We start from the raw sequence: 26,801 nt of genomic DNA, 5'->3' as shown, positions 1-26,801 counted from the left end.
CGTTATTATTTTTTTATTAAAGACTTAAATCAATTCCAAAGGTGAAAAACCTTGGTGTAGGCAAACTTGGATCAGTACTTCCATTGGAATTTCTTCCATCTATGTTGGTAGGCTCCGGATCGTAAAAATCCCAATGAGGGGCATAAACCGCCACATTTCTAGCGTTGGCATACAACCTAAGACTCTGCAAAGACAACTTTTCAAGAAAGGGTTTTGGAAATCTATAGGCGATGGTAATATTACTTAATCTGATAAATGAAGCATCCCTCCAAATGGCAAAATTGGAACTACCGTCACTGGAAAACAATCTGGCATAGTCATTTATAGGATTATCAGGCGTCCAGTAAGGTGTTTTAATGGAATTGGTCCTGTCTATAAAACCGTTTCTGTTTTTTGCCTCATTAAATATTCTTTTCTGTCCCCAATTGGAATAAACCTCAAAGGAAAAATCAAAATTCTTTAGCATAGTAAACCTATTGGACATGGCCCAACTAAACCTAGGGGATCTATGTCCTTGAAAAACATTGTCATCCACGGTAAAGTCCCCACTGTTATCCACATCCCTAATTTTCCAATCACCCGGAAAAACTCCGTATTCTGCAGCTTGGTCAGCTTCATTGGTCTGCCAGATACCTATGGCTTCCTGACCCCAAATAACGTCGGTGGCCTGTCCTATAAAACGCTGATTGGTAATATCATCCAATTCCTTTCCATTTTCATCAAGATCTCCATATAATTTCCTGATTTTATTTCTGTTTAAAGAGAAATTAAAACTGGTATTCCATTGGAAATTCTCCCTATTGTAATTTTGGGTGGCCAGGGTAAACTCCAGACCCTTATTTTCTATTTCCCCCAAATTGGTAGTTACATTATTGAACCCTATAATATTTGGCAACTGTCTGGTTACAATTAAATCGTTGGTAATATTTTGGTAAGCCTCTATAGAACCTTCAACCACTCCGTTGGCCAAACTAAAGTCCAACCCTAAATTGGTGGCCTTGGTACGTTCCCATCTCAACTCTGTATTTTCTTGGGTTCCGTTATCAAAAGTTGGTACGGTAATTACATTGCCTCCTGCATCCACATTTAAGTATTTATTGGCCCCAAGTCTAGACAAGGCCGTAAAACGTCCTATATCCCTATTTCCATTTTCCCCGTAGGACAATCTTAGTTTAAGAAAATTAACGAAATCCGATTGAAAAAAGGATTCATTGGAAATGGTCCAAGCCCCGGCTATTGAAGGAAAATATGCCCTTTTATTATTGGTGCCAAAAGCCGAGTAACCATCCCTACGCATGGTCAATGTTAATAGATATCTGGAATCATAATTATAATTAAGTCGAGTCATCACGGCATCACCAGTACTTTTCTCATCCTCACTGTCCACAGTTTGTACGGTCCCCAATTCCAAGGCACTATAACCTAGGGCATCACTGGGCTCAAAGGTATTGGCCCTAGCTCTGGTATAATAGCTTTGGAATTTTTCCCCATATACCAAAAACATCAAATTAAAAGTATGCTTATCAATGGTCTTGTCCCAACGTAAAATATTGTCCAACTGCCATTCATTTATCTTGGTGACATGTCTCTCTGCCGAACCTACTACATTTTGTGGACTTGCCGCCGACGCATGGTTGTAATATTCTTGGAATTCCAAACGATTGGTATACCCTACCTCATAGGAAAAACCCAATGGTAATTTTAATTTGGCATACACCCTAGAGTTAAAGGTATGGTCCAAATCTATACGGTCGTTGAATTTTTGCGCCAAAAATGCGTTAACGGCCCCTGCGCCATTGTCGTCCTGTGGACTTAAGCGAATATTTCCCTCATCATCAAATTCGGAACCCCAGGGTGAAGATCTCTCAATCTGGCCTCTATCTGCTGCAATAAAACCTTCATTACGCTTGGCAAATTGGGTGTTCATTCCTACGGTCAACCAATCTGTAATTTTAGCATCGAGGTTCAACCTTGACCTTAACGCCTCAAACTTTTCCCCATTAACAATACCTTCATTGGAGGTTCGACCGATGGACCAATAATAATTTAGCCCACCATTTCGTCCGGAGACACTAGTGTTAATATCGTTACGAAATCCGGTTTGCATTATCCTGTCATACCAATTGATACTATTGCCGGCCAAATAATTTTCAATTTCCACATCCTGAAACCCTATCCTGTTCAACCAGGCTCTTGTAGGGTCGCCTGCTGATCCGTCATAGGCCAACCACTGATCCAAGGTCACCCCGGAAGGGAGATTGTTGGGGTTGTCATATCTTCCTGGATTGTCAATGGTGTTTTGCGGGTTGATACTTTTAAATACCTCGGTTCTCCAGTCTACATACCCCTGGGCATCGTATGGCCGCTCCTTATAAGCATCCGTAGCTATACCCACACTGGTGTTGATATTAATGGTAGGCTTATCACTTGAACCTCTTTTTGTGGTGACCAAAATCACCCCACTTGCCCCTCTAGCACCATAAACGGCTGCAGAACTGGCATCTTTCATAACATCAAGTTTATCGATATCCGAGGGAGCTATATCGGACAGATCCCCATTATAGATCATCCCATCTACTACTATTAAAGGGCTAGATCCGGCAGTAAGACTGTTATTGCCACGTATCCGAATTTGACTTGTCCCCTTTGGCGAGGCTGATAGTCCAATACTTAAACCAGCAACATTTCCCCGCAACACATCGGTTACCGAATTAGTAGATTGATCTGAAAGCGCCGCGGCATCCACTTGGGAAATTGCACCGGTAAGATCCTTCTTTTTTACAGCTCCATACCCCACTAGAACCACCTCGTCCAAAGTAGATGCAGTAGATTCCATGGTAACATTTATTACTGAACTGCCATTCAATGGTATTCTTTGCTCCTCGAAGCCAATATAACTAATAGTCAAAGTAGCATTGGAATTGGCAACTTCAAAACTAAAATTTCCATCAAAATCAGAAACCACTCCATTGGTGGTGCCTTGTTCAATTATCGATGCACCGGGAAGGGGTACACCAAATTCATCAACTATGGTTCCGGAAACCGTAAATCCATCCTGCCCTAGTGCAGGTACAGAAAACATAGCGCAGAATAGGGTAATAAGCAATAGTACCCTGCACCTTACTTTTTTAAATAAATTTTTCATACATAAATGTTTAAAATTGGTTAGTTATTGATTTTTAATTGTGACCGAAAAACCTCAGTCCTATTTCCAATCCTGACAAATCTATATAATTGCAATTTATTACGCAACCGATTGCATAATTAAATTCGCAAATTTTAACTAAAAAAATGAGTATTGTTTTAAATTAAACAATAAATAGCGGTAAATACATAATTTATTTAGGCGCTCAATAAAAACATTTCAATAATTGCAATTTATTCGTATTATTGTTGCAGAATTAGTGCAACAAGTACTGTCATGGATAAAAGAATTACCATTTACGATTTGGCAAAAACATTGGGTGTATCGGCCGGAACCGTAAGTAGGAGTCTGAACGACCACCCGTCTATAAGTCGAAAGACCAAGGAAAGGGTAATATCCATCGCTAACGAGCTAGGCTATAAAACCAATAAGTTCGCTGTAAACCTTAGCAAACAAAAGTCGAACACCATTGGGGTAATCGTCCCTAAACTCAATTCCATATTTATGTCTACCGTCTTGGCGGGGATTGAAAAAATGGCCAATGAGGCCGGCTATAATTTGATTATAAGTCAATCCTTGGAATCTATGGAAAAAGAAAAGATAAATGCAAAGACACTATATGATAGCGGGGTGGATGCATTGCTGGTATCTCTGGCCTATGACACCACAGACTTTGATCATTTTGCTTATTACATTCGAAATAAAATTCCGCTGATCTTTATAGACAGGGTGCACAACCTACCCAATTGTTCTACGATAATAATAGACAACAAATTGGCAGGATTTGAAGCAACCGAACATTTAATTAATCAAGGTTGCAAAAACCTGCTGTATATTAGCGGCGACTTAAGGCGAAATGTGTATTCAGAGCGATTTAAAGGGTTTAAGGAAGCACTTGCCAAACATGGTTTACCTTTTGACAATGCCAATTATCTTGAATCGGACCTAAGTCCAAACAGCGTTAAACATGCTATGGCCCATATCAAGGACACCCATGTTCCTTTTGACGGCCTGTTCGTGGCCAACGATACCTTTGCGGCACTTTGTTTAAAAGAATTAAAAAAAGAAAATATTAAAATACCAGAAGACATAAAAGTAATCGGTTTTAACAACGACCCTATTTCGGATTTGGTGACACCTACCCTGAGCACTATTCATTACCCAGGATATGAATTGGGGGTTTTGGCAGGGCAGAGTGTTATAAGTCATTTAAATGGAGGCATCAACTTACAACCTACGAATGCCATCACTTTAAGGCATAGCCTTATAATAAGAGAATCAACACTTAAATAAACATTTACAATGAACAAAGTAGCTTACACCCTAATTACCCTCTTTTTTGTTGGAACAATTTCCGCCCAAGGACTTAAGGAATTTCCAATTACGGAACAATGGCTTTCCAAAATAGAATCTTTGGCGCCAGCTGCACCGAGGGTAAAGGCGGAAGTAAAGAAAATATTGGTGTTTTCCCAACACACGGGATTTTACCATTGGACCATTCCCCATAACGACGAAATGCTAAAAATCCTGGCCACAAAATCCGGAGCCTTTGAGATTACCATTGCACGGGACATAGACAGTTTTGATAAAAAGAATTTGAAACAATACGATGCCATAATCCTAAACAATTCTAATCCCGCAGGACCAAAACGCGATCTCTTTTGGGACCTTCTCAAGAAAAACTCCACCCTTAACGACCAAAAGATTGCCGAATTATCGGCTCAATACGAAAAGACTTTGATGGACTATGTTTCAAAAGGCGGGGGACTTATGATACTTCACGGGGCAATTACGGTCCAGAACAACTCCAAGGAATTTAGCATTATGGTTGGAGGTAGCTTCGATTACCACCCCAAGCAACAGGAGATGCATTTAAAGGAGGTAAATCCGAACCATCCTCTGGTACAGGCTTTTAATGGCAATGGGTTTACCCACGTGGACGAGCCCTATTTTTTTAACAATGCCTATTCCGATTATAATTTTAGGCCCCTTCTGTATATTGAAGCCGACAAGCTAGAAGGTGTCAAGAAAGAAGTAAGTAACAATACTATTTATGTTTCTTGGATTAAGAGACACGGCAAAGGCCGGGTATTTTACACCTCTCCTTCCCACAACGCCCAAAGTATGGACCATCCGGAATTACTTCAATTCTTTTTGGATGGCATGCAATACGTAGTGGGCGATTTAAAATGCGACGATAGCCCTATAGGCAAGCCTTGACCCAATATCTCCTTCAGAATATATCACCCAAAAAAAATGCGCAACTTTAGGAGTTGCGCATTTTTAATTTCCTTTAAAATCCAGTCATCAGACCGATCTTAAGCAACTATTTATTAAAATCGAAGAAGTTTTTGGCGTTGTAATAGGATATATCCGATACTATTTTACCCAGTAATTTTTCATCTGCCGGCAACTCACCATTTACAACATCATTCCCAATTAAGTTGCACAGGATCCTCCTGAAATATTCATGTCTAGGAAAGGACAAAAAGCTTCTGGAATCGGTCAACATTCCCACAAAACAACTTAAAAGTCCCATATTGGACAAGGCGTTCATTTGTTTTTCCATTCCGTCTTTCTGATCCAAAAACCACCATCCGGAGCCAAACTGCACCTTACCTTTAACGCTTCCGTCATTAAAATTACCTACCATGGTAGCTATTACTTCATTATCGGCAGGGTTAAGGTTATAGATAATGGTTTTTGCCAATTGATCCGTTCCATCCAATTCATTTAAGAAACCGCTCAATGCGCGTGCCTGTGAAAAATCGCCTATGGAATCGAATCCTGTATCAGGACCCAATTTGGACAATAGCCTTTTATTATTGTCCCTAATAGCTCCAATATGGAATTGTTGCACCCAACCTTTTTTGTGATAATTCCTTCCCAAAAACAACAACACCTGTGCCTTAAAGTATTGGACTTCTTGCTCAGAAATGGCTTTTCCATCCATTACCTTGTTAAATATATCATCAACATTAAAGGTTCCTTCCTGGAAATAGTATAATTGTTCCAACCCATGATCGGCCAGCCTACCTCCCTGTTCATGAAAATAATCGATTCGGACTTCCAAAGCTGCCAACAAATCCTTGTACGAGCCAATATTAATATTAGCGGCCCTACCCAATTTTTCCATATAGGCAACATAGACACTTCCCTGTTCTATGGCAAATGTCTTATCTGGGCGGAAGGTTGGAAAAACTTTTGGTGAAATCCCCTTTAGACCAATGCTTTTATGATATTGAAGGTTATCAATAGATTCGTCCGTGGTGCACAATGACTCCACATTTTGTTGTTGCAACAACCCAACGGTATTGTGGGAAGTTTTCCGCAGTATTGCGGAAGTATGCTCATATATTTCCTCTGCATTATCGGGTCCCAACAATTCCTGTACTCCAAAATAGCGCTGAAGTTCCAAATGGGTCCAATGGTACAAAGGGTTTCTTACCGTATAAGGCACGGTTTCGGCCCATTTAAGAAACTTTTCTTTATCCGTTGCATTACCGGTTATAAAGTGTTCATCTATACCATAGGTTCGCATGGCACGCCATTTATAATGATCTCCGGCCAACCAAGCTTGACTTATATTATCAAATACGCGATTCCCATCTATTTCAAGGGGAGGCAAATGGTTGTGATAGTCAATTATGGGCAACTCCTTTGCAAAATTGTGATATAAGGTTTTGGCAAAATCGCTTTGCAATAGAAAATCATCATTTATAAAAGTCTTCATCTTACTACCGTAATTTAATTTTAATATTTTATTTACCTGCTATACCCTAAAATAGGGAGAAATTATCCTAAATTATTTTCCGATCTGCTCGTATAATTCCTTTTCGGTATATTCCATACCGTCTTTTGATTTGACTTCCCTAAGTTCCTTAATTTTTTCCGGTTTTAAACCCTTGGGGTTCACAGAAAATGCGTTGGTCACATAGGATATTATATCCGAGATATCCTTATCGGTTAGATTCTTATTGTACTTAAGGCCTGGCATTTGATGGTTTTCATCATATAATTCCCCTTTAATTTCCAAGGGACCTTTTAGACCGTGAAGAATAATAAGCCCCAATTGTTCCAAATGTGTAGTAATATACTCAGACCCCACAAGTGGTGGTGCCAGTCCACGGATACCTTCCCCACTACTGGAATGGCAGGAAGCACATATTTGTCTAAAAAGTACGGCCCCATTGGTCCTTGAATCTGCCCTGGCCACCTGGGTGGAGAAAATATAGTTGGGGCTGTTACTTTCCTGTCTTTCCAAACTTGCCGCCGCCAACACATCCAGGTCGGAATTTTTCAAGTCCTCCAAGCGTTCCAACTGCAATTTCAAAGCTGGCAAAACCCCTTCAGCCCCGCTTAATATAGCTTCTTGGACTATCATAGTATCTTTATACTTAGAAGACAAATTATAAATGAAAGGAAAAAACACTTCTTCATCATAATTGGCCCAGATTCCCAAGGTAGTGGACAAATATAGGTCCAACATAGGATCATTCCTCTTCAAGAGCTCGGCATAAAGGGCTTTTGCTTTGGGAACATTTTTTTCAGAGGCATACTCTTCCATTAGCACAATGGCATGGGATGCAGCTTCGGGACCACCACTTAGAGCCAACTCTTGCAGAAAGTCGAAAGAGAGCTCGTTAAGGCCTTTTAAAACATAGAGAGCGTGTAATTGCGCTAAAGGGCTATTATTATTCAAAGCCAAATTCTTGAGTTCTGGCAACACACCTTTGTCCTTTTTATGTATCAAATATTGTTGGGCCCTATCACGTATCCAACCGTTGGAATCCTTTAATAGCTCCAACAATCGGGATGCAGACAGCGTCTCCATGTCGGGAATTTCCCTAACTGGCGTGTCTTTTGCCCTCACTCTTAATATCCTTCCATAATTCAATATGGTATCCAATTTTTTATCTGCAGATATCTTCTTTAAATAAGGGCTCAAAAAGGCATAATGTTGAATTACACCTCTATGCATATCCACCACATACATATTACCATCGGGTCCGTTGGACAAATTTACCGGCCGGAAACCTTCATCCGTTGAGGCCAAAAACTCTTTTCCCTGCCAGGCTTGTTTGGCTTCAACACGATCTCCATAAAAGGTTAGGATATTTCTTTTTATCAAATTGGCCTCGGGTATACAAACAAAGACATTTTGATCATAATCCTCGGGGTACATACCTCCCCTATACACCAATGGCCCGCATGCCGCTGTTACATTGACCAATAGACTGTCCTGATTTAAAACCCCTTCTTCATATCCACGGTTCACAGAAGCGGCATGCAAAGGGTAAACCCTATTGTCCTTGGTCAAAGTTTCATCAACACCTTTTTTCGGAACAAAATACTTATTGCGGACCAACCTGTTGGGCAGTATATGATCGCCCAATAATTGGGTAGAATTATTGTTATAATATAGCCTTCCAAAATTATCATGGGAAATTCCCCACTGTCCTCTGTTGGTTGTAGGCTCCTTATGCCACACCCCATCCCTACGTTGGTACCTAAAATTGGATTTGGCATTGTAAATCCAGTTATCCAAATTCATCATTAAACCATTGGGTTGGTGTTCTGGGTTTCCAACGGTAGCATAAAGCGAATCTACCAGCACCCTATTAACTGGTTTGTCATTCTCTATTTCTACAAACCAAAGATTAGGGGATTCCGCATATAACAAACCCCCGTATACCAAGGCCAATGCCCTTGGCATAACCAAGCTGTCCAAAAACGTTATGGCATGATCCATAATTCCATCATTATCCCGATCTTCCAAAATCTTAATGGTTCCGCTGGGCGAATCTTCGCCATCACCTTCCAAATTGAGCATAAAGCCGTTCATTTCAGCAACCCAGATCCTACCTTTAGTATCGAAATCTATGGCTACAGGGGCCGTCAATAGGGGTTCGGAAGCTACCACTTGTAGTTCAAAACCTTCTTCCACCTTATAATCCTCAAGGGAAATTAGAGGTTCCTGGTAGGATGGTTTACACGAAATAACGAAAAGCGAAAGAGAAAGGATAAAACAAAATGATAATCTCATTAATATTGTAGGTTTGTATTCTGACATTTTGACAAGGCCACTAAATTAATACAGAGGCATTTAAAATACTAATGGATTAATATTTATTTGACAAAAAACAGAATATCCGAAGAATAATTTATGATCTCAAAAGAATATTACGCCAATAATACCCAAGACCCCAGACCCAAAGCCATTGCCAAGCAGCAGCACCTACTAAACCCATTAGGCAGTGCAACACTATTAGGCCAGTAAAGGAGAGAAAAACTTAGCCTTCTATTTCTTGGGCCAACTCCTTAATTTTTACATCTGTCAAGGGCTTGGCAATAAAACCACTGACAATATCATATTTCTTGGCACGCTCTAAATCCCTTGAATCTACCGAAGAACTTAAAATATATATCCTAATCCCACTTTCCCGGGATATTTTGCCAAACTCATCCAAAAACTCCCATCCGTCCATTATGGGCATGTTCAAATCCAAAAAAATTACTTCGGGCAACCTTTCTTCCGATTCTATTAGAGGTATAATAGTATCCAAGGCTTCTTGACCATTTTGACACACCAGATAATCGGAGGCGAAACTATTATTTCTTAAAAGAATTTTGGAGCCAAAAACAAATATAGGATCATCATCAATTATGCATATGGTATTAATCGTCATTCCTGTAAATTTTGTTTATATATGCATTTAAAAACACATAACTTGTTATCCTATAGAATTTGTTCCATACTAATATAATTTAATTTTCCCAATTAGGCCCCTTAATGTTATATTAACAAATTGTTATTTGGTGTTCAAAATAGCTTTATGTTACTTCGGCATTACTATATAACAATATTGAAATTGCTTATATCTTATTAAGCAATTCGAAAATACGCAGTGAATTTGGTCCCCTTATTTAACTCACTTTCAACCTCTATCTTACCTCCCATGGCTTCTATCTGATTCTTACTTATAAAAAGTCCGATGCCTCGTGCTTCCGGGTGACTATGAAATGTTTTGTACATCCCAAAAAGTTTGGAACCATGCCGGTCCAGATCGATCCCTAATCCATTATCCTCAAATCTTAAAAAGGCATACCCTCCTTTTGTTCCACTAATAATTTTCAATTCTGCGGGTCTTTCGGGAGACTTATATTTCATAGCATTGGTAATCAGATTCAGAATAACACTTTCCAAATAGGCATGTACTGCCAATACGTTAATATTGCCATCGACCTCTACAAGAATTGTCGCTTTATTTTTCTTGACCAAGGGATCTACCGTCTTCATGGCCTTATGGACTCTTTTTAATAAATTCTGAGAGGTTAAGGTTGAACTTACTTGTGAATTTATCTCTACAATCTCACTTAACTGGCGAATGGTCTCGTTCATATTATCGGAAACTACCTTAACATTCCGGTAATACTCATTTTGAAGCACCCTGGGATCATCTTGGAGTGCAAGATCAAGGAGCATGGAAATATTACTGGTATGCGATCTTAAGTTATGGGAAACAATATGGGCAAAATTGGTAAGTCGGTTGTTATGCTCGGTTAAATTTTCCGTCATTTGTTTTTTATCAGAAATATCTTGTATTTGGGCCACGAAATGCATGAGTTCCCCCTTATCATTCTTTACCGCTGCTACTGCCTCATAAATCCATAAATAGCTTCCGTTCCTATGTCTGCAGCGCTTCTCCATTTTAAAACCACTTTGGGTAGCAATGGTCTTTTCAAAAAGTGCTTTTGAAGATTCCACATCCTCGGGATGAACAAAATCCAATACCGTTTTTTCTAGAATTTCTTTTTCCCTATATCCCAAAATTTCACAGATTTTTGGGTTGGCCTTTTGCAGTCTTCCCTTTAAATCAACGACAATCATACCAATAGCAGCATACTCAAAAGTTGTTCTAAATATTTCTTCGCTAAAAGCAAGCTCCAATTTTAAACGCTTTTCATGGTCAATATCCTGCACAAGTCCAGATATCCGGATGCATTTACCATCTTTAAACTCTGGCACGCCAATATGACGCGCCCAAAATATTCCTTTTGACTTACTTAAAATTTCAACTTCAAAATCGAAACTTTTGCCCTCCATTACAGCCAAATTCAAAATTTCCTTTACACGATCCCGATCCTTTTCAAGGGTGTAATTGGCAATTGAAATTTCTAGCTTATGCGGCTTATTGGTATCGGTCTCCAACATTTTTATGAGATTCCCACTCAAGGTCAGCTCATTCTCCTGAGGCAAATATACCCATGAACCTATCTTCCCAATTTCATGGGAACGCTCCAAGAGGTTCTTATTTTCTATAAGTAGTAATTCACTTTTCTTACGATCGGTAATGTCCTCAACCTGGGACAAAAGATGGATATAATCCCCCTGGTCGTTTTTAATGGCCGACAAGGAGTGATTGACCCAAATAATATCCCCATTTTTATGTACTAATCTTTTTTCTACCTTATAGGAATCCCTTTTCCGTTCCAAGACCTCGAACAGTAAAGCCTGTGATTTAGCATAGTCGTCGGGATAAGTAATATTTACCAAGGTAAGTTTTCGCAATTCGGCCACCGAATAGCCAATAATACGGCTAAGACTACGGTTGGATTTCTGTAAGTTTCCGTTTAAATCGATAAAGGCCATACCATGCTGGGCATGTTCAAAGGTTTGTCTCATTTCCTCTTCCTTGACCGCTAATTCCTTTGTAGCCCTGGTCTTTTCATCAATATCCTGAAAAAAACCATATAATCTGGTGCAGACCCCATCTACCATTTCCGGAATTCCAATCGTTCTGGACCAAAATTTCCTTTTGGCTGTGGTAACCACCATTAATTCAAGATCAAACCCCTCGCCCTGTTCAACTGCATTTCTTAAAGCATTTATTAAGGTTTCCCTGTGCGCACCTTCCTGAAAAAAAGGATAAACTTCCTCCAAAGTAGGCTTATAATCTTCTGGCACCCCTACCATTTTTTTTATGGTAGGACTCCAATAAACAGTATTTGCTCCCATATCCAACTCCCAAATCCCCACACCTACAGCGTCGTTGATACGTTGCATTACCTGGGCATTATGGGCTAGCAACAATTCATTATGCTTACGCTCCGTTACATCCTGCATTTGGAAAACATAATGTATTACCTGTCCTTGATCATTATGTATAGCGGACATAGTTATGTTGGCCCATATAAAAGAACCGTCCTTATGTATAAACCGATGTTCTAATTTTATATTCTTATGCTTGCCTTGAAATAATTCTTCAATATTCTTTCGGTTCAATTTTAGGTCCTCTGGATGTGCCATGTTGGCAAGGTCTATCTTTTGCAATTCTTCCTCGGTGTAACCAAGAATATGGCATAAGCTTTTGTTTGCCTTTAATAGCTTATTTTCAATATTAATCAAGGCCATACCCACGGCAGAATGGTTAAAGGTCTGCCTAAATTGCTCCTCCCTAAATTTAATTTGCAGCTGTACCTTTTTAATTTCATCGATATCCTGGATTAGCCCGTACAACCTTAAGGATTTATTCCCCCGGTATTCGGAAGCACCTATTAGCCTCACCCATTTCAATTTTCCTTTCTGCGTTTTTATTTGCAACTGTTCATCAAACTCCATCGGTTTTTCCAGGGATTCACAAATAACCTTCTTCATGCGTTCACGATTTTCGCCTTCCAAATAGAAATCCAAACCAGCTTCCACTGTTGGCGTATAATCTTCCGACACCCCGTGTATTTGTTTGTTTACCTTAATCCAGAAAACAGTGTTTTCCTGATCATCCAATTCCCAATAGCCAATTTTCGCAACTTCACTGGACCTCTCAAAAAGATCCTTATACTTCTCCAATAAAATTTCATTGACTTTACGATTACTTATATCGTAATGAATGCCCGATACAATTTCTGGAAGACCGTCCGCCCCATATTTGGTAACCTCACCACGACTTAGGACCCAAACCCAATGCCCCATTTTATGTAGTATTCTAAATTCCAACTCGTAAATACCACTTTCTTTGACATGATTTTCTAAAGAAACATCTATCTTCCCAATATCCTCTGGATGAACCAGATTTAAAAAAGTATTATAGGTTAATGGTTCCAATTCGGCCAAGGTATATCCAAACATATCTGCCCATCTTTCATTGCAAATAACCTCCCCTGTTAGAAGGTTACCCTCCCAGATCCCGATATTGGCACCCTTTATTACATTTTCATAATAATCCTTGTTAATGTGCAATTGCCGTTCACTTTCCATGTACCTATCTACACATTGTGCCGTACCAATAAGACCTTGCCCAGCTTGTGATTCGTCAGCAATCCAGTTGCCTCTGAGGTTTAGCCAAACGTAATGCCCGTCCACATGTTTCAATCGCACATCAATGTCCAATGTCTTTGTATGAAATGCACTTTTAAGGTCTTGACATGAACTTCGAAACTTCTCTAGGTCCTCTTTGCAAAACAAGGCCAAAAAATTTATCTGAACAGCTGTGCTCGAGAGTGAAGAATAGCCAAGCAATTGGAAAAATTTACTGTTGACAAAGCTCTTTTCAGGATGTGCTAAATTGCAGCACCACAAGCCATCCATTAAACTTTTTCCTGCAAAATTGAAAAAGTCATCCTCCTTTTTTAAAAGATCATTAAATGCTTTTTTTAGTGCAATAATGTTGTTTTTTGGCATAAAATAATCCTTAAAAATGACACGTAGAATTTCCTAACCATTATATGGGAGATGGACTTACATTCTATTTTTACGCAGAAACCCAATAAATTATTATACATCCCAATAAGGCGCTTGTACTGGCTACTTTACATTGCTACTTGAAAGGAGAGGGGGGAGTACCTTGTAGTTGTAACAGAATTTCCAATCGGCATTGAATCATTAATTCTAAAACGATTTCAAAACTGATAAATTATATTGATATTCAATAATTACCAAATAAAATCCATTAAAATTAAGCCAATGTTCAATAATTAAGATGGCCACAAAAAGGAATACGCTATTTCCAACTTAGTTAAACTATCCTTTTTGTGGCCTTTTAAGTATTCCTATATACTTATGCTCTCACCCTTAGGCAGAATTTCGGCTCGCGTTAATGTTACCATATAGGGACCTAATTACTATTTTCTCATACAATTCTTTATATTCCGTTTCCTTGCTCAATTGCTGAAGGGCAAATTGTTGGATTACCAATAGCGGCAATACTATATTTTCACGAATTTTAACCGACTCACGCGAAACCGATTCCTTTTCCATTAAAATCTTGGATTCGGAAATAAGTAACAGCATTTCTTTGGAAAGCAAGTACTCCTCATATAGGATGTTCCAGAATTCACCATATTCCTCATCATCCTTCATATAGCTGGTAAGTTCAAAATAACACTTGGCCAAAGACATCATACTATTGAGCATCAAAGCTTTAAACAACGGAACTTCTTTAAATAGTTTTTTCAGATCCTCCAATTTTCCTTGGTCCTTCAAGATCTTTATAGCCGTTCCGATTCCAAAATACCCCGGAACGTTCTGCTTAAGCTGACTCCAGGAACCCACAAATGATATGGCTCTCAAATCTGTGAGTTCAAGTTTTTTCTTGTGGCCTCTTTTACCTGGCCTACTCCCTATATTTGCTTTTTGATAGTATTTTAAAGTACTCTTGTTTTCCAAATAAGCAATAAACTTGTCATGATTCTTTAAAGCATCGTATTTCTCGAAACTCAGATCGGACAGCTCTTCCAACAATTGTCTTGATTCCTTGGAAATAACATTTTCCTTACCAAAAAAGTTATTGGAAAGTCCGGCCGTTAACAATTGCTCAGAATTATGGATAAACTGTTCCTTTGTGCCATAGGTACTGGTAATGGTCTGCCCCTGAATGGTTAATTGAATTTCATTATTGGCAATGTCCTTGGTCTGAGCAGCATAAAATCTATGGGTCTTGCCACCACCACGTGCAGGCGGCCCACCACGCCCGTCAAAAAATATGGCCTTTATATGGTTCCTATCGCATACGGCGGACAATTTTTCCTTAGTTTTAAAAATTTCCCAATTAGCTTTTACGTATCCCCCGTCCTTGGTACCATCAGAGAACCCGAGCATTATGGTCTGCTTATTACGGCGTTGCGCCAAATGTTTTTTATATTCAGGAAGATCGAACAATTCGTTCATTGTATTTTCGGAACTTTCCATCCCTTTCATTGTTTCGAATAATGGAATAATATCGAAGGTAATCTTATCGGATTCCCAACCACACCATCTAAAAAGTCCATATACAAAAAGTACCGAAAAAATACTCTCGGAATTGCTTATAACATAACGGTTACAGCCCTCCTCACCATTTTTCTCCTGAATTCCCCTTAATTGTAGAATATTCTGTATGGTTTCCTTAACAATATCTTCGTCATAATTCTGCACTTGTAGATCTATTTCCTTATGGATTAAAATATCTATCAGCTCCTGTTTGGTCAACTCCCCTATATTCTCCGAAATTAGTCCGTTGGTTTTTAGAATGGCCTCCACAACCTGGGTATGAACACTATGGTCCTGCCTAATATCCAAGGTTGCAAAATGTGTCCTGAAGATCTTCACCTTATCTATTAAATGATCCAAATCCTTAAGGTAAAGTTTATGGTATTTTCCAATAAGTACCTCCCTTATTTCAAGAAGGGGCTCTATAATTTCATCATAACGTATAACAGAGCCGGCATCGAACATGGAATTGTACAAACGCCCCCTTAAATTGGAAATTACATCTTGTAGATCCCTAAAGGTCAGTTTTTGTTGTAACTTTTTTACATCGTGATAATAACATTTCATTAGGGTAATACGCAATTCATCGGCAACATCTTTGGTGATATTGGAAGTTACAAAAGGATTACCATCCCTATCCCCTCCTGGCCAAAATCCTAATTTCATAATATTGTGATTGTTGAAATCCATATTACCGATATTATCCTTGATGTAAGCATAAAGATCCCCTACAGCATCATAATATACATTTCGTAAAATATAAATTATGTTTTTTGCCTCATCCAAGGGGGTAGGTTTTTTGGCATTTATCAAGGAAGTCAGTCCCAATTGTTGAAGTACCAAATCAATTTCATTGATTTTGTTTTCCAAAATAAGACTCCTTAAATTACCAATGATATCCAAGACTGCAGGAGTATAAAACTGTGTAGGGTGTGCTGTTAAAACAATACGCGCACTGAAGGTGGACAGTTTTTCCGAAATCTGGTCCCAACTTTTGTTTTTGTTTACCAATTGAAAATAATCCCCAATAGTAAGGGAGCTACTGTGTTTCTGAAGCTTCGGAAAAGCTGCATCCTCAACACTATCGTACAACACCACCTGTCTTTCCACATACTGTATAATCCGGAACATAAAATCTATCCTATCCCTTTCGGAATCAATATTCGCATAGTTCTGAAAAAAAGCATCCAGAATTTCTTGGGGATTTTTGCCCGATTTCAGTCCCGTTTCTGCCTGATGCAACAATAAGGGTATCAGCATCCCTACATTTTCAATATTCTGGTATGGCAAATTAAGAAACAAGCTATTATAAATATTGAACTTGTTCTGGACCGATTTTTTAAACTCGTCTAATCTCTCTGATTGAAGCATACATATCTAATTACATTCTACATAATCACCCCCTATAATTTAGGGACATGAATTTCAAACATTAAATATCGGTATATTTTTAGATTTGAAGGAGGAATTATGGGTCAAACATCAAAATTTACTGTGGACACCTCAAAATCAATAGCATTTACAACAATAATTTTCACACTTAAGGGTAAGGAAGTAGATTTACTTTGTAATAATAAAAAAGTAATTTTTTCATTTTCATATAGTGTTCTCGTAAAGGAGCTTTGTCTGACCGGCAAGGCTCTTTTTAGTTTCGGCCTATTTAAACCTGTACGCCATAAAATTTTAGGTCTCATATTTACTCCAAACTTTTTTAAACATTACCTGCTAGTCCCATATCTCTCGAACAGCCAATTACGCAAACCTTTGCATAATAAATATTGCCCTATCCTTCCCATTATCAATATTTTATTGTTTTTTTGAATAACTCCTTCGGCAACTCATATTTAATATTGCCCAAACATTTAAGCCAATTACCTTTTTAGATGAAAACGAATAAGAAATCCTTGTACCACTTCCTTTTACTTTTTATATGGTTAACAGTTCTTTCTGCACAAAACAAAATGGAAGTTGATTATGTAAATCCACTAATAGGAACCCCATCGTCCGGATTTATGGAAGGTAGGGATGGAGGTGGGACCATGCCCTGTGTAGGGACCCCTTTTGCCATGACGAATTTTGTGGCCCAGACACGGGAAAACAAAATTAGTGAAATGCCATATTTTTATGAAGACAGCACAATACAAGGGTTTATGGCCACTCACCAGCCTACGGTCTGGATGGGCGATTATGGCTACGTATCCGTAATGCCCCAGGTTGGGAAATTAAAGTTACTTCCCAAAGACAGGGCTCTGTCATTTACCCATAATGATGAGATATCGAAACCCAACTACTACAGTGTTTCCATGGGTGATAAAAGTCAAAAAATAAAAGGGGAAATAGCGGCTACCTCCCGCTGTGGCATTTTTCAATTCACCTTCCCAAAATCTGATGAATCCCATATCATTATCCAGGGCATTAATATTACCGAGAACAAAAAGGCGTTTCACGGCCATATCAAAATAGATGAAAATAAAAGGGAAATTACTGGATATAATCCTGAGCGGATGTCTTCCCATTTGGGTCCGGAACTAAAAAACTTTAAGGGTTATTTTATTATTCAATTTGACAAATCCTTTGAGCGCTTTGGAACATGGAATTCCTTTAGAACAGAGCCCGATATCATAAAAATGGGTAAAGAGCAGACCGGTGCCAGAATGGGCGGATATATAAGTTTTAAAACGGAAAAAAATGAAAAGGTCAAAGTCAAGATTGCCACTTCCTTTATAAGTTTGGATCAAGCCCGTGAAAACCTATCCAAGGAAATACCAGATTGGGATTTTAACAAAGTGGTAGAAAATACCCGGAAAATTTGGCAAGACAAGCTTTCCAGAATTACCGTAAACGGGGCAACGGAAGATCAAAAAAGCATTTTCTACACCGCCTTGTTCCATACCATGCTGTTCCCTAGGGAATTTTCAGAGTACGGTCGTTATTACAGTCCGTTCGATGACAAGGTCCATGAAGGGGTTTCTTATAACGACTACTCTCTTTGGGATACATTTAGGGCCCTGCACCCGCTACTGCATTTTACACAGCCAGAACGGGTTAGCCCCATGATACAATCCTTATTACAGATGTACCAAGAGGGAGGTTGGCTGCCTAAATGGCCCAACCCTACCTATACCAATATAATGACAGGAACGCATGCCGATGCCGTAATTGCGGATGCTTATGTAAAGGGATTTCGGGATTACGACCTGGATCTAGCCTATGAGGCCGTTAGAAAAAATGCCATGCACCCACCTTACAGGGATACGGAAAAACCTTGGGGGGATAGGGATGAAGGTACTCTCTACGAAGCAAGGGGCGGACTTACCTACTATCATTCCCTAGGTTATGTAGCTTCTGACAAGACTAGGGAATCGGTAACTAGGACCATCGAGTTTGGGATTGATGATTATAGTATTGCCCAAATGGCCAAGGACATGGGTAAGATGGAAGATTATGGGCGTTTGATGGGATGGAGCAAAAGCTACAAAAACCTATACAACAAGGAAACCGGGTTTCTTAATGCCCGACTATTTAATGGCGATTGGGACAAAAACGAACAGGAAGGCTTTACGGAAGGCGGGAGATGGACCTATTTATTTGGCGCTATGCACGATATTGAAGGAAGCATCGAACTCTTTGGAGGAAAGGAAAAGTTCGCCGCGAAATTAAATGAAAATTTTGATGGGCAACACTACCGACATGATAATGAGCCGGGCCATCATTACGCCTACCTGTTCAACTATGCCGGGCAACCTTGGAAAACCCAAGAGCTTATACGTAAGCACACCTCCACCATTAATTATAGAAACCACCCTCTAGGAATCAACGGTAACGATGATTGCGGGCAAATGTCGGCTTGGTATGTTTTTGGGGTTATGGGCTTTTATCCGGTTACCCCTGGAACCGAAATTTTTGCCATTGGAGCACCACAATTTCCAGAATTCACCCTTAGATTACTCAAGGATGGAGCACCAAAATCCTTTAAAATAATAGCCAACAAGCTTTCCGAGGAGAATATGTACATTCAATCGGTAAAGTTGGATGGAAAGATATTGAACCAACCCTTTATCACCTACACCCAAATAATGAATGGCCATCTACTGGAATTTGAGATGGGAAAAAACCCCAGTTCTACTGCCTTCAAAAACAACTAAAAAGGGAAGCGATATTACTTAATCGCACTCGTTGTGATATCAAAAAAAAAGAGGATGGTTCCATTATATGAACCGTCCTCCTTATACCTTATAAATCTGTTCCTTTATTCTCCAGATATATGCCTTAACCAAGCCGAAATTTCTTGGGTATGGAGTTGGTAATCGCAAATCTCTGGCGGAATTCCTTTCTGTTCCCTTAATGATAAGGCAAATTCCTGTACTTCTTCCATGGAATCAAATGCATTACTTTTCACAAGCTTTTCGGATAAAAATGATGCTATCAACGCCATGTCCGAAGGATTGAATTCAGGGTGATATTGTACCCCGAAAAATGAACCTTTTTTATAGTCAAACGTCATGGCCTGCACCTTGGAATGGGCATTACTGGCTAAAATAATGGCGTTTTCGGGTGCTTTTGCTACTTCATCGTAATGAATACACAGTGCAGAATAGGCCTTTTTACGGTGGGAGGTTAAGGGACTTTCCCTTCCCAACAGAGTGAGATCAATGGGTTTGGAGATTCCAAACTCCAAACCGTTCTTGCTAAGCGCAACCATGCCCCCAGCAACAACGGTTGCTACCTGCATGCCCCAGCAGCTACCGTAAAACGGCACACCGGTCTTGAAAACCTCATTGGCAAAATTCAATTGCTGTTGCACATCCGGAATATCATCAAGGACGCTAAGGGAACTACCTGTCCACAATACCCCATCATATTTTTCCAATTGTGCCGATGTAGGCAAGTTGCTTGCCCCATCAGCCGGAAAGGCAAAATCTGATTGTGCTTTTGGGACCAAGCCCCTCAGCATTTCTTGGAACATGAGATGATATGGCTTTATCCCAAAAGCCCCCCTTTGCAGGCGTGTTTGTTCGTTATTTCCTTCTACAATTAATAGTTTCACGCTTACAGTCCATTTAAATCTCCAGTAACCGCTGCTCTAAAAAGTTGCTCCAAATCCTTTGCATTAACAGGCTTGGCATTGGAAGGAGTGGAAGGGTCCTTATAGGCCATTTCCCCTATTTCCTTGGAGTTATCCGTATTGATATCTATATCCTCCAATGTATGTGGAATATTCAATTCTTTTCTCAAACCGATTATGTAACCGATGATAGCATCGGTACCTTCCTTTTCGAGTCCAAGGACTTTACTTAAATGCACCATTCTATCCTCAATAGCCACTTTGTTCTGCTTTAGGGCATAGGGCAATATTATGGCGTTCAATAAGCCATGTTGTTTATTGTAAATAGCTCCCAATTGATGGGCCACGGAATGCACGGAACCCAATCCTTTTTGAAAAGCAGTTGCTCCCATAGAGGCAGCTACCAGCATTTGCCCCCTGGCCTCCAAATTTTTTCCGTCCTTAACTGCCATTGGCAAATACTTGGCAATTATTCGGATAGCTTCAATGGCAATGCCATCGGCCATAGGGTGATATCCTGGAGCACAATAAGCCTCAATGGCATGCACCATGGCATCCACTCCGGTCCAAGCCGTAATATGCGGTGGCAGACCCAAAGTAAGTTCAGGATCGGATATCACGATTGCCGGTAACATTTTTGGGTGAAAAATGATTTTCTTGGTATGTAGTTTTTCATCCAATATAACGGAAGCCCTACCCACCTCCGAGCCGGTACCAGCAGTGGTCGGAATGGCTATTACAGGTGCAATTCCGGCAGGATCGGCATAACTCCAATTATCGCCCACATCTTCAAAGTCCCATAGGGACCTGGTTTGTCCGGACATAAATGCAATGGTCTTGGCCGCATCAATGGCAGAACCACCTCCAAAGGCAATAACCCCATCATGTTTGTTCTTTAAATAATGGGCCACCCCATCAACCACATTTTTTTCCGTTGGATTCCCCTGCACATCGCTGTAAACCGTGAAGTTTAAACTATTCTTTTTTAAAATATTTATAGTTTTTTCTACTATATCCAATTTTACAAGGCCTTCATCAGTAACAAATAAGGGATTATTGATTCCCAATTTTTGGCATGCCTGTGAGATTTCATTTATTCTACCATTTCCAAACCAAATGGTCGTAGGATAATTCCAATTTGTATTAGCTAATTGCATTAATTCTTATTTTTTTAATTCAATAAATTGATTTCTTATTTCCCTTTTCGAAAATTAAACGATTTTACCCGGGTAACATGGTCGTATCCAATTTTCGACAGTGTAACACCCTTTCCGGAATTTTTAACACCTGTCCAGGCCAATGCCGGATCCAAATAATCACAGCGGTTCATGAAAACGGTACCGGTCTCAATTTTCCTTCCCAGATCAATGGCCCTATCCATATCATTTGCCCAAAGGGAGGCGGTAAGGCCATATTGGGAATCGTTCATCAATCGCAATGCTTCCTCATCGTTCTTTACCTTCATGATCCCAACTACAGGTCCAAAACTCTCCTCGGTCATAACCTCCATGCTATGGTCCACATTTACGAGTACGTGGGGAGATAAATAAGGCGTATCTTTTTTAGAGGCTTTAAACAGGGATTCGGGCACCAAGGATTTTGCTCCTTTACCCAAGGCCTGTTCTATTTGTTTTCTTACATAATTGGCAGCATCTGTCTTAACCATAGGCCCCAAATTGGTCTCGGCATCCAAAGGATTCCCTAACCTGTACTGCTTAGTAAGCGCTACGAATCCGTCAACAAATTTGTCGTAAAGCGTTTCATGAACATAAATTCTTTCAATACCACAACAAGATTGACCGCTATTAAAGAATGCTCCATCTACCAAATTTTCTACACTATTCTCCAAATTGGCATCGGCCATTACATAGGCGGGATCTTTTCCTCCCAATTCAAGTCCACATGGAATGAACTTGTTCACCAAGGAATTTTGCACCGCTACCCCACCTTGAACGGAACCTGTAAAGTAAACTCCGTCAATTCGATTATCACCAATTAATTGGGCCGTATTTTTATGGTTCAGGTGTACTATTTGAAATACCCCTTTCGGCAGTCCGGCCTTGGCAGCTGCTTTGGCATAACGTTCCGCTACCAATGGCGTCTGAAAAGAATGCTTTAAAATCACCACGTTTCCTGCCATTAAGGCCGGAACAATGGCATTAACCGAAGTCAAGAAAGGATAGTTCCATGGGCTTAACACACTTACAACCCCAATTGGAACCCGTTCTACCCATCTTTTATCCGGATTCTCGGCATCTACAACTTTATAGTCGCCCAAAGCCTCTTCCGCTACTCCTATCATATAATGGGCGCGGTCTGCGAAGCCCTTTATTTCTCCGGGGGATTGACCCAATGGCCTCCCCATTTGCCAGGTAATTTCGAGGGCAATATCATTTTTATCTTCAACAATGGCATCCACGAAGGCTGTTATATATTTAGCACGCTCGGCAATGGAAAGATTGGACCAAAGAGGAAAAGAACTTTCGGCCAAATGTAAGGCCTGTTCAATATCTTTTGGACCATGTTCTTCGGCAGTATAATAAATAGTGCCGTCTATAGGTGATATGGTGTTTATCATTTTTTTAAATTATTTCGAAATAACGTTTTAATTGCCAGTCGGTTATAGCTCCCAATTGTTGTTGGTCTTCCCATAGTCGCGTATACGCATAGTGATCCACAAATATATCACCAAAGAGGTCCCGTGCAATTTTAGAATTCTTAAATTCTTCAGCGGCCTGGGTCAAGGTCCTGGGCAACTGAAGTTCCTGGGAGAAGTCTACATCGTAGGCATTTCCTTCAACTGCTTTTGTCGGTTCAATCTTATTCTCTATACCCCATAATCCCGAGCCTATAGCGGCTGCCAGGGCCAAGTAAGGATTAATATCGGCTGCCGATACCCTATATTCCACTCTTTGCGACTTTTCAGATCCGGGAATTGCCCTAAGGGCACAGGTTCTATTGTCTATACCCCATGAGGCCGCAGTGGGGGCCCAAAAACCAGGAATGAGTCGCGTATAGCTATTACAGGTAGAGGCCACCATAGCCAAAAATTCGGGCATTAACTTTTGTTGCCCTCCAATAAACCATCGCATCACATCAGACATACCATTTGCCTTACTGTTGTCGTAAAAGGCAGATGAACCATCCATATTTTGCAAAGAAATATGGATATGACCGGATTGGCCGGGAAAATTGTTAGACCATTTGGCCATAAAGCAGGCCATCAAATTATTTTGTTGTGCCCAAACTTTTACAAAGTTTTTAAAAAGAGCCCCATTGTCGGCAGCCCGCAGGGCCTCGGAATATTCCAGCGCCCCTTCCAGTACCCCTGCTCCCGTCTCCGTATGCAGTCCTTCCAAAGGCATTTCCATCTCCTTGCAGAGTTCCATTATTTGATGATAAAAATTGGCATGGGTGGAGCTGCGCAATATGGAATAGCCAAAGTTGCCTGGGGTCATCGGCTCCAGATTATGATAATTCTTATCGCGAACGGATTTGGGGGATTCATTAAAAAGAAAAAACTCGAATTCAAAAGAGGCACTTGCCTTGAGGCCTAAGTTCCCCAATCTTTCCAAGGTTTTGCGTAGTATAGATCTTGGACAGACACTGGCAGCACTACTCTCGGAAAAATCTGCCAAAAAAATAACCGACTTGAAATCTTCTGTTGGCAACATCCTTATACTGGACGCATCTATGGTGGCATTGGCATCGGTAAAACCGTCCGCCCAACCGGTAAAGGAATCATTCCTATATAATACATCATTGGAGTCCCAACCAAAGATTACGCTGCAAAAACCAAATCCCTTCTCCAATGCGGAAAGGAACTTTTTGGAATTTACGTATTTCCCGCGGAGAACTCCATCCACATCAACAACGGCCAATTTAATATTTTCAATTTGATGTTCCTGTATATAACTTCTGACCGATTCTTTGGTCATTTTTGGCACTGCCTTTTTCATCTATTTAAATATTTTTATCGATCTAAAATGAGGGCAATAAAAATTCCATGCCCATTACTTTGTTTTACCTCTATAATTATCTACTGTCCTGAAAAAAAACCTTAAGAGACAGTAATGTTGTTTTGGTCCACTATTTTGTGGTTGATTATTCTATTTTCACGTCAGTATTCAACTTTATGATTCAGTTTTTTTAGAAACTTGACACTAGACACTTTCAATTGTTTCCTTTGCTCCTACCCTACATCAAAACCTTCCATAAAATTATTGAATAATGTCTACCAATAACTGTAAAAATCAGTTTTTTACTATTGCCTTTTTTGCTTCGTGTTCCATGGCGAACTCTTCTTCCGGAGAAAGTATCAATCGATGTCTACCTTTTAGCCCAAAGTAAACCAAACCAATAATCAAATACCCAATGGATATAAACACTGCCGTCCTATAAGATTGATCCTGCAACTGAAAATATATAATTACACTGGCCAAAAATATAGTGGTCCAGGCACCTAATTTCCCAAACGGACTTACATAAGGCCTTTCCAGATTCGGTTTATCCTTTCTCAGCAATAAAAAAGAACCACATTGCAAAATATAGGAGAGCATGGCACTAAAAACAGCAATGTTCAATAAAGCTCCCCCAACAAATACCTCACTTTCATTCCCTGCCAAAAATTTGGTGACCATTAAAACCGTAAATCCAATGAGGGAACCAAGAATTAAAGCGGTATAGGGCGTTTTTCTTTTGCTATGGGTCAACGACAATATAACAGGGAAATACCCGGCCCTTGACAAGGAATAAATTTGTCTGCCAAATGCAAAAATTATGGTATGGAAAGACGCCAACAGGCCAATGGACGCCACTAAGGCCAAAAGCTTGGCTATATTGTCCCCGTACAACACCTTAAATCCGTCCAACAAGGGTTCCCCGGATTGGGAAAGGGCATAGGATCCCAAAGGTATAGAGGCATTTAGCCATAAAATTAAAAAAGCAGAAATAATCAAGGTAATGATGCCATAGGTCAAACCCTTGGGCATATCCTTTTTGGGATCGACGGATTCCTCAGCTGCCAAGGGCAATTGTTCAATGGCCAAAAATAGCCATACAGCAAAGGGCATTGCTTTAAGCGCTCCTTCCCATCCCATTGGGAAAAGGGAACCTCCCCCTCCGGGCAAATGTTCGGCAGTACCATCAGGGCCCGCCTTGATATCCAAGGCATAAGTCATAAAATCGGTACTTCCAATTGAAGACGCCCAAAATATACCCAAACATCCCAAAGCCAGTAAGGTCAAGGCCACTGTAAAACGAAAGGATAGTTCTACCCCTACTATGTTCAACAGGGTAAAGATGGTATAAAATCCGAACCACCAAAAAGGCAGCATTTCTGGTGCCGTCTCAAAAATGCCCTGCATATAATTACTTAGAAAGAAAACAATAACCGCAGGGGTAAGAATAAATTCCAAGTTTTCTACCAAGCCGGTAAAGAAGCCACCCCAAGGTCCCATGGCCGATCTGGCAAATGAATACGCTCCTCCGGTATGAGGAAGTGCGGGAGACATTTCCGCCACACTTTGGGTAAGTCCTACATACATTATTGCTACGATACAAGTAGCGACGAACATACCGCCCCATCCCCCAGAAGCCAAGCCCAGATTCCATCCTGAAAAATGCCCTGAAATCACTGCTCCAACGCCCAAGGCCCATAAAGACCAAACACCGGCATGGCGCTTCAGTTCCCTGGATTCAAAATAGGATTTGTCCATTTTTTTGTACTTAACACCTTTACCCATAACTATTCACTTGGTTTTTGGTTTGATTATATATTTCTAAGTTGGTACCTAATATACCATGAAATAAAAAAAATATCACTCTTTAAACTTGAAGGATTGAATATTATCAATAAAAAGACCATGGAGAAGAATCCCCATGGTCTATAAGATTCAAAATAAATTTCTTACTAATTGCACCCTTAATTGTTACTCGTTACATCCCACCATAACCTGGTGTTAAGGTCGTCTCCTCCCATACGGGTAACGGCCTGCTGATAATTTGCATTGTTCGTTGATTTCACGGAATTGGGATACTGGAACCTTACCGGAACCATTTTATCATTCACAGCGTCCGGACCTGCAATAACTTCCGGCATTCCGGTACGCCTCCAATCGGACCAGGCCTCAAAACCTGTATAAAAGAGGGCTATCCATTTTTGCAAGGCTACTTTCTCCAACTTTTCGGCGCTTGTTCCGGTATAGGCCACCGCGGTCTGTGCCATATAGGCATCCAGGTCAAATGCTTGTAGATCGGCAGCGATCTCGTTCCATCCCCCGGCAATTATCCTATCCAAATAATACGAAAAAGAAGCTCTTATACCATTTTCATAGTATGTGGCC

15 protein-coding genes are annotated in these 26,801 nt (G+C 40.1%); 3 read left to right on the top strand and 12 right to left on the bottom strand.

The window, feature by feature from the left end:
* Positions 1-16: 16 nt before the first annotated feature.
* Entirely contained in the window at positions 17-3,145 is a 3,129-nt protein-coding gene (locus B9Y87_RS00080; RefSeq protein WP_085495012.1) for a SusC/RagA family TonB-linked outer membrane protein, read from the bottom strand.
* 276 nt (positions 3,146-3,421) lie between these two features.
* Here B9Y87_RS00080 and B9Y87_RS00075 point away from each other — a divergent pair, with 276 nt between their 5' ends.
* On the top strand, positions 3,422-4,438 hold the full coding sequence (locus tag B9Y87_RS00075; protein WP_085495010.1) for a LacI family DNA-binding transcriptional regulator: 1,017 nt from the start codon (positions 3,422-3,424) through the stop codon (positions 4,436-4,438).
* 9 nt (positions 4,439-4,447) lie between these two features.
* On the top strand, positions 4,448-5,365 hold the full coding sequence (locus B9Y87_RS00070; protein ID WP_085495007.1) for a ThuA domain-containing protein: 918 nt from the start codon (positions 4,448-4,450) through the stop codon (positions 5,363-5,365).
* A 106-nt stretch (positions 5,366-5,471) separates the two neighbouring features.
* Here the strand turns inward: B9Y87_RS00070 and uxaC are convergent, their stop codons facing one another.
* The 5 genes from uxaC to B9Y87_RS00045 form a co-directional block, all read right to left on the bottom strand.
* Positions 5,472-6,878 carry a glucuronate isomerase gene (uxaC, locus tag B9Y87_RS00065; RefSeq protein WP_085495006.1) on the bottom strand — a complete coding sequence of 469 codons (1,407 nt, stop codon included), beginning with the start codon at positions 6,876-6,878 and terminating at the stop codon, positions 5,472-5,474.
* Positions 6,879-6,950: 72 nt separating this feature from the next.
* The gene (locus tag B9Y87_RS00060) at positions 6,951-9,191 is read right to left on the bottom strand and encodes a DUF7133 domain-containing protein (RefSeq protein WP_085496547.1); all 2,241 of its coding nucleotides are present in this window, start codon (positions 9,189-9,191) and stop codon (positions 6,951-6,953) included.
* A 247-nt stretch (positions 9,192-9,438) separates the two neighbouring features.
* Positions 9,439-9,834: a response regulator gene (locus B9Y87_RS00055; RefSeq protein ID WP_085495004.1), complete on the bottom strand. Its 396-nt coding sequence runs from the start codon at positions 9,832-9,834 to the stop codon at positions 9,439-9,441.
* 197 nt (positions 9,835-10,031) lie between these two features.
* Positions 10,032-13,826 carry a PAS domain S-box protein gene (locus tag B9Y87_RS00050; RefSeq protein ID WP_085495002.1) on the bottom strand — a complete coding sequence of 1,265 codons (3,795 nt, stop codon included), beginning with the start codon at positions 13,824-13,826 and terminating at the stop codon, positions 10,032-10,034.
* A gap of 390 nt (positions 13,827-14,216) precedes the next feature.
* Positions 14,217-16,763, bottom strand: coding sequence for a phosphoenolpyruvate carboxylase (locus B9Y87_RS00045; protein ID WP_085495000.1), 2,547 nt, complete (start codon positions 16,761-16,763; stop codon positions 14,217-14,219).
* 512 nt (positions 16,764-17,275) lie between these two features.
* On the opposite strand from B9Y87_RS00045, the gene B9Y87_RS00035 reads away from it, so the two are divergent.
* Complete coding sequence (locus B9Y87_RS00035) at positions 17,276-19,537, top strand: GH92 family glycosyl hydrolase (RefSeq protein WP_085494996.1); 2,262 nt, start codon at positions 17,276-17,278, stop codon at positions 19,535-19,537.
* Positions 19,538-19,641: 104 nt separating this feature from the next.
* Here B9Y87_RS00035 and B9Y87_RS00030 read toward each other — a convergent pair whose 3' ends face one another.
* From B9Y87_RS00030 to B9Y87_RS00005, 6 genes are all read right to left on the bottom strand, one after another.
* A complete protein-coding gene (locus B9Y87_RS00030; protein WP_085494994.1) occupies positions 19,642-20,439 on the bottom strand; it encodes a type 1 glutamine amidotransferase in 798 nt (265 codons plus the stop codon).
* Positions 20,440-20,441: 2 nt separating this feature from the next.
* On the bottom strand, positions 20,442-21,614 hold the full coding sequence (locus tag B9Y87_RS00025; RefSeq protein ID WP_085494992.1) for an iron-containing alcohol dehydrogenase: 1,173 nt from the start codon (positions 21,612-21,614) through the stop codon (positions 20,442-20,444).
* A 35-nt stretch (positions 21,615-21,649) separates the two neighbouring features.
* A complete protein-coding gene (locus B9Y87_RS00020) occupies positions 21,650-23,035 on the bottom strand; it encodes an aldehyde dehydrogenase family protein (RefSeq protein ID WP_085494990.1) in 1,386 nt (461 codons plus the stop codon).
* Positions 23,036-23,039: 4 nt separating this feature from the next.
* Positions 23,040-24,416: a glutamine synthetase family protein gene (locus tag B9Y87_RS00015; RefSeq protein WP_085494988.1), complete on the bottom strand. Its 1,377-nt coding sequence runs from the start codon at positions 24,414-24,416 to the stop codon at positions 23,040-23,042.
* A gap of 294 nt (positions 24,417-24,710) precedes the next feature.
* Positions 24,711-26,201 (bottom strand): amino acid permease, encoded by a 1,491-nt coding sequence (locus tag B9Y87_RS00010; protein ID WP_085494985.1) that lies wholly within the window; start codon positions 26,199-26,201, stop codon positions 24,711-24,713.
* 179 nt (positions 26,202-26,380) lie between these two features.
* Positions 26,381-26,801: SusD/RagB family nutrient-binding outer membrane lipoprotein (locus tag B9Y87_RS00005; RefSeq protein ID WP_139827105.1), on the bottom strand; the 421-nt coding region annotated here is incomplete at its 5' end.

The organism is Arenibacter troitsensis (assembly GCF_900177645.1).
GTDB classification, from domain to species: domain Bacteria; phylum Bacteroidota; class Bacteroidia; order Flavobacteriales; family Flavobacteriaceae; genus Arenibacter; species Arenibacter troitsensis.
Note: the sequence above shows the minus strand (reverse complement) of the source record. Positions and strands in the feature narration are given on the sequence as shown.

Excerpts from the sequence above, each read along its gene's own strand:
- B9Y87_RS00055 (WP_085495004.1), bottom strand. The coding sequence starts at position 9,834 with ATGACGATTAATACCATATGCATAATTGATGATGATCCTATATTTGTT.
- B9Y87_RS00045 (WP_085495000.1), bottom strand. The coding sequence starts at position 16,763 with ATGCTTCAATCAGAGAGATTAGACGAGTTTAAAAAATCGGTCCAGAAC.
- B9Y87_RS00020 (WP_085494990.1), bottom strand. The coding sequence starts at position 23,035 with ATGATAAACACCATATCACCTATAGACGGCACTATTTATTATACTGCC.
- B9Y87_RS00035 (WP_085494996.1), top strand. The coding sequence starts at position 17,276 with ATGAAAACGAATAAGAAATCCTTGTACCACTTCCTTTTACTTTTTATA.
- uxaC (WP_085495006.1), bottom strand. The coding sequence starts at position 6,878 with ATGAAGACTTTTATAAATGATGATTTTCTATTGCAAAGCGATTTTGCC.
- B9Y87_RS00015 (WP_085494988.1), bottom strand. The coding sequence starts at position 24,416 with ATGAAAAAGGCAGTGCCAAAAATGACCAAAGAATCGGTCAGAAGTTAT.
- B9Y87_RS00010 (WP_085494985.1), bottom strand. The coding sequence starts at position 26,201 with ATGGGTAAAGGTGTTAAGTACAAAAAAATGGACAAATCCTATTTTGAA.
- B9Y87_RS00075 (WP_085495010.1), top strand. The coding sequence starts at position 3,422 with ATGGATAAAAGAATTACCATTTACGATTTGGCAAAAACATTGGGTGTA.
- B9Y87_RS00080 (WP_085495012.1), bottom strand. The coding sequence starts at position 3,145 with ATGAAAAATTTATTTAAAAAAGTAAGGTGCAGGGTACTATTGCTTATT.
- B9Y87_RS00060 (WP_085496547.1), bottom strand. The coding sequence starts at position 9,191 with ATGAGATTATCATTTTGTTTTATCCTTTCTCTTTCGCTTTTCGTTATT.
- B9Y87_RS00025 (WP_085494992.1), bottom strand. The coding sequence starts at position 21,614 with ATGCAATTAGCTAATACAAATTGGAATTATCCTACGACCATTTGGTTT.
- B9Y87_RS00050 (WP_085495002.1), bottom strand. The coding sequence starts at position 13,826 with ATGCCAAAAAACAACATTATTGCACTAAAAAAAGCATTTAATGATCTT.
- B9Y87_RS00070 (WP_085495007.1), top strand. The coding sequence starts at position 4,448 with ATGAACAAAGTAGCTTACACCCTAATTACCCTCTTTTTTGTTGGAACA.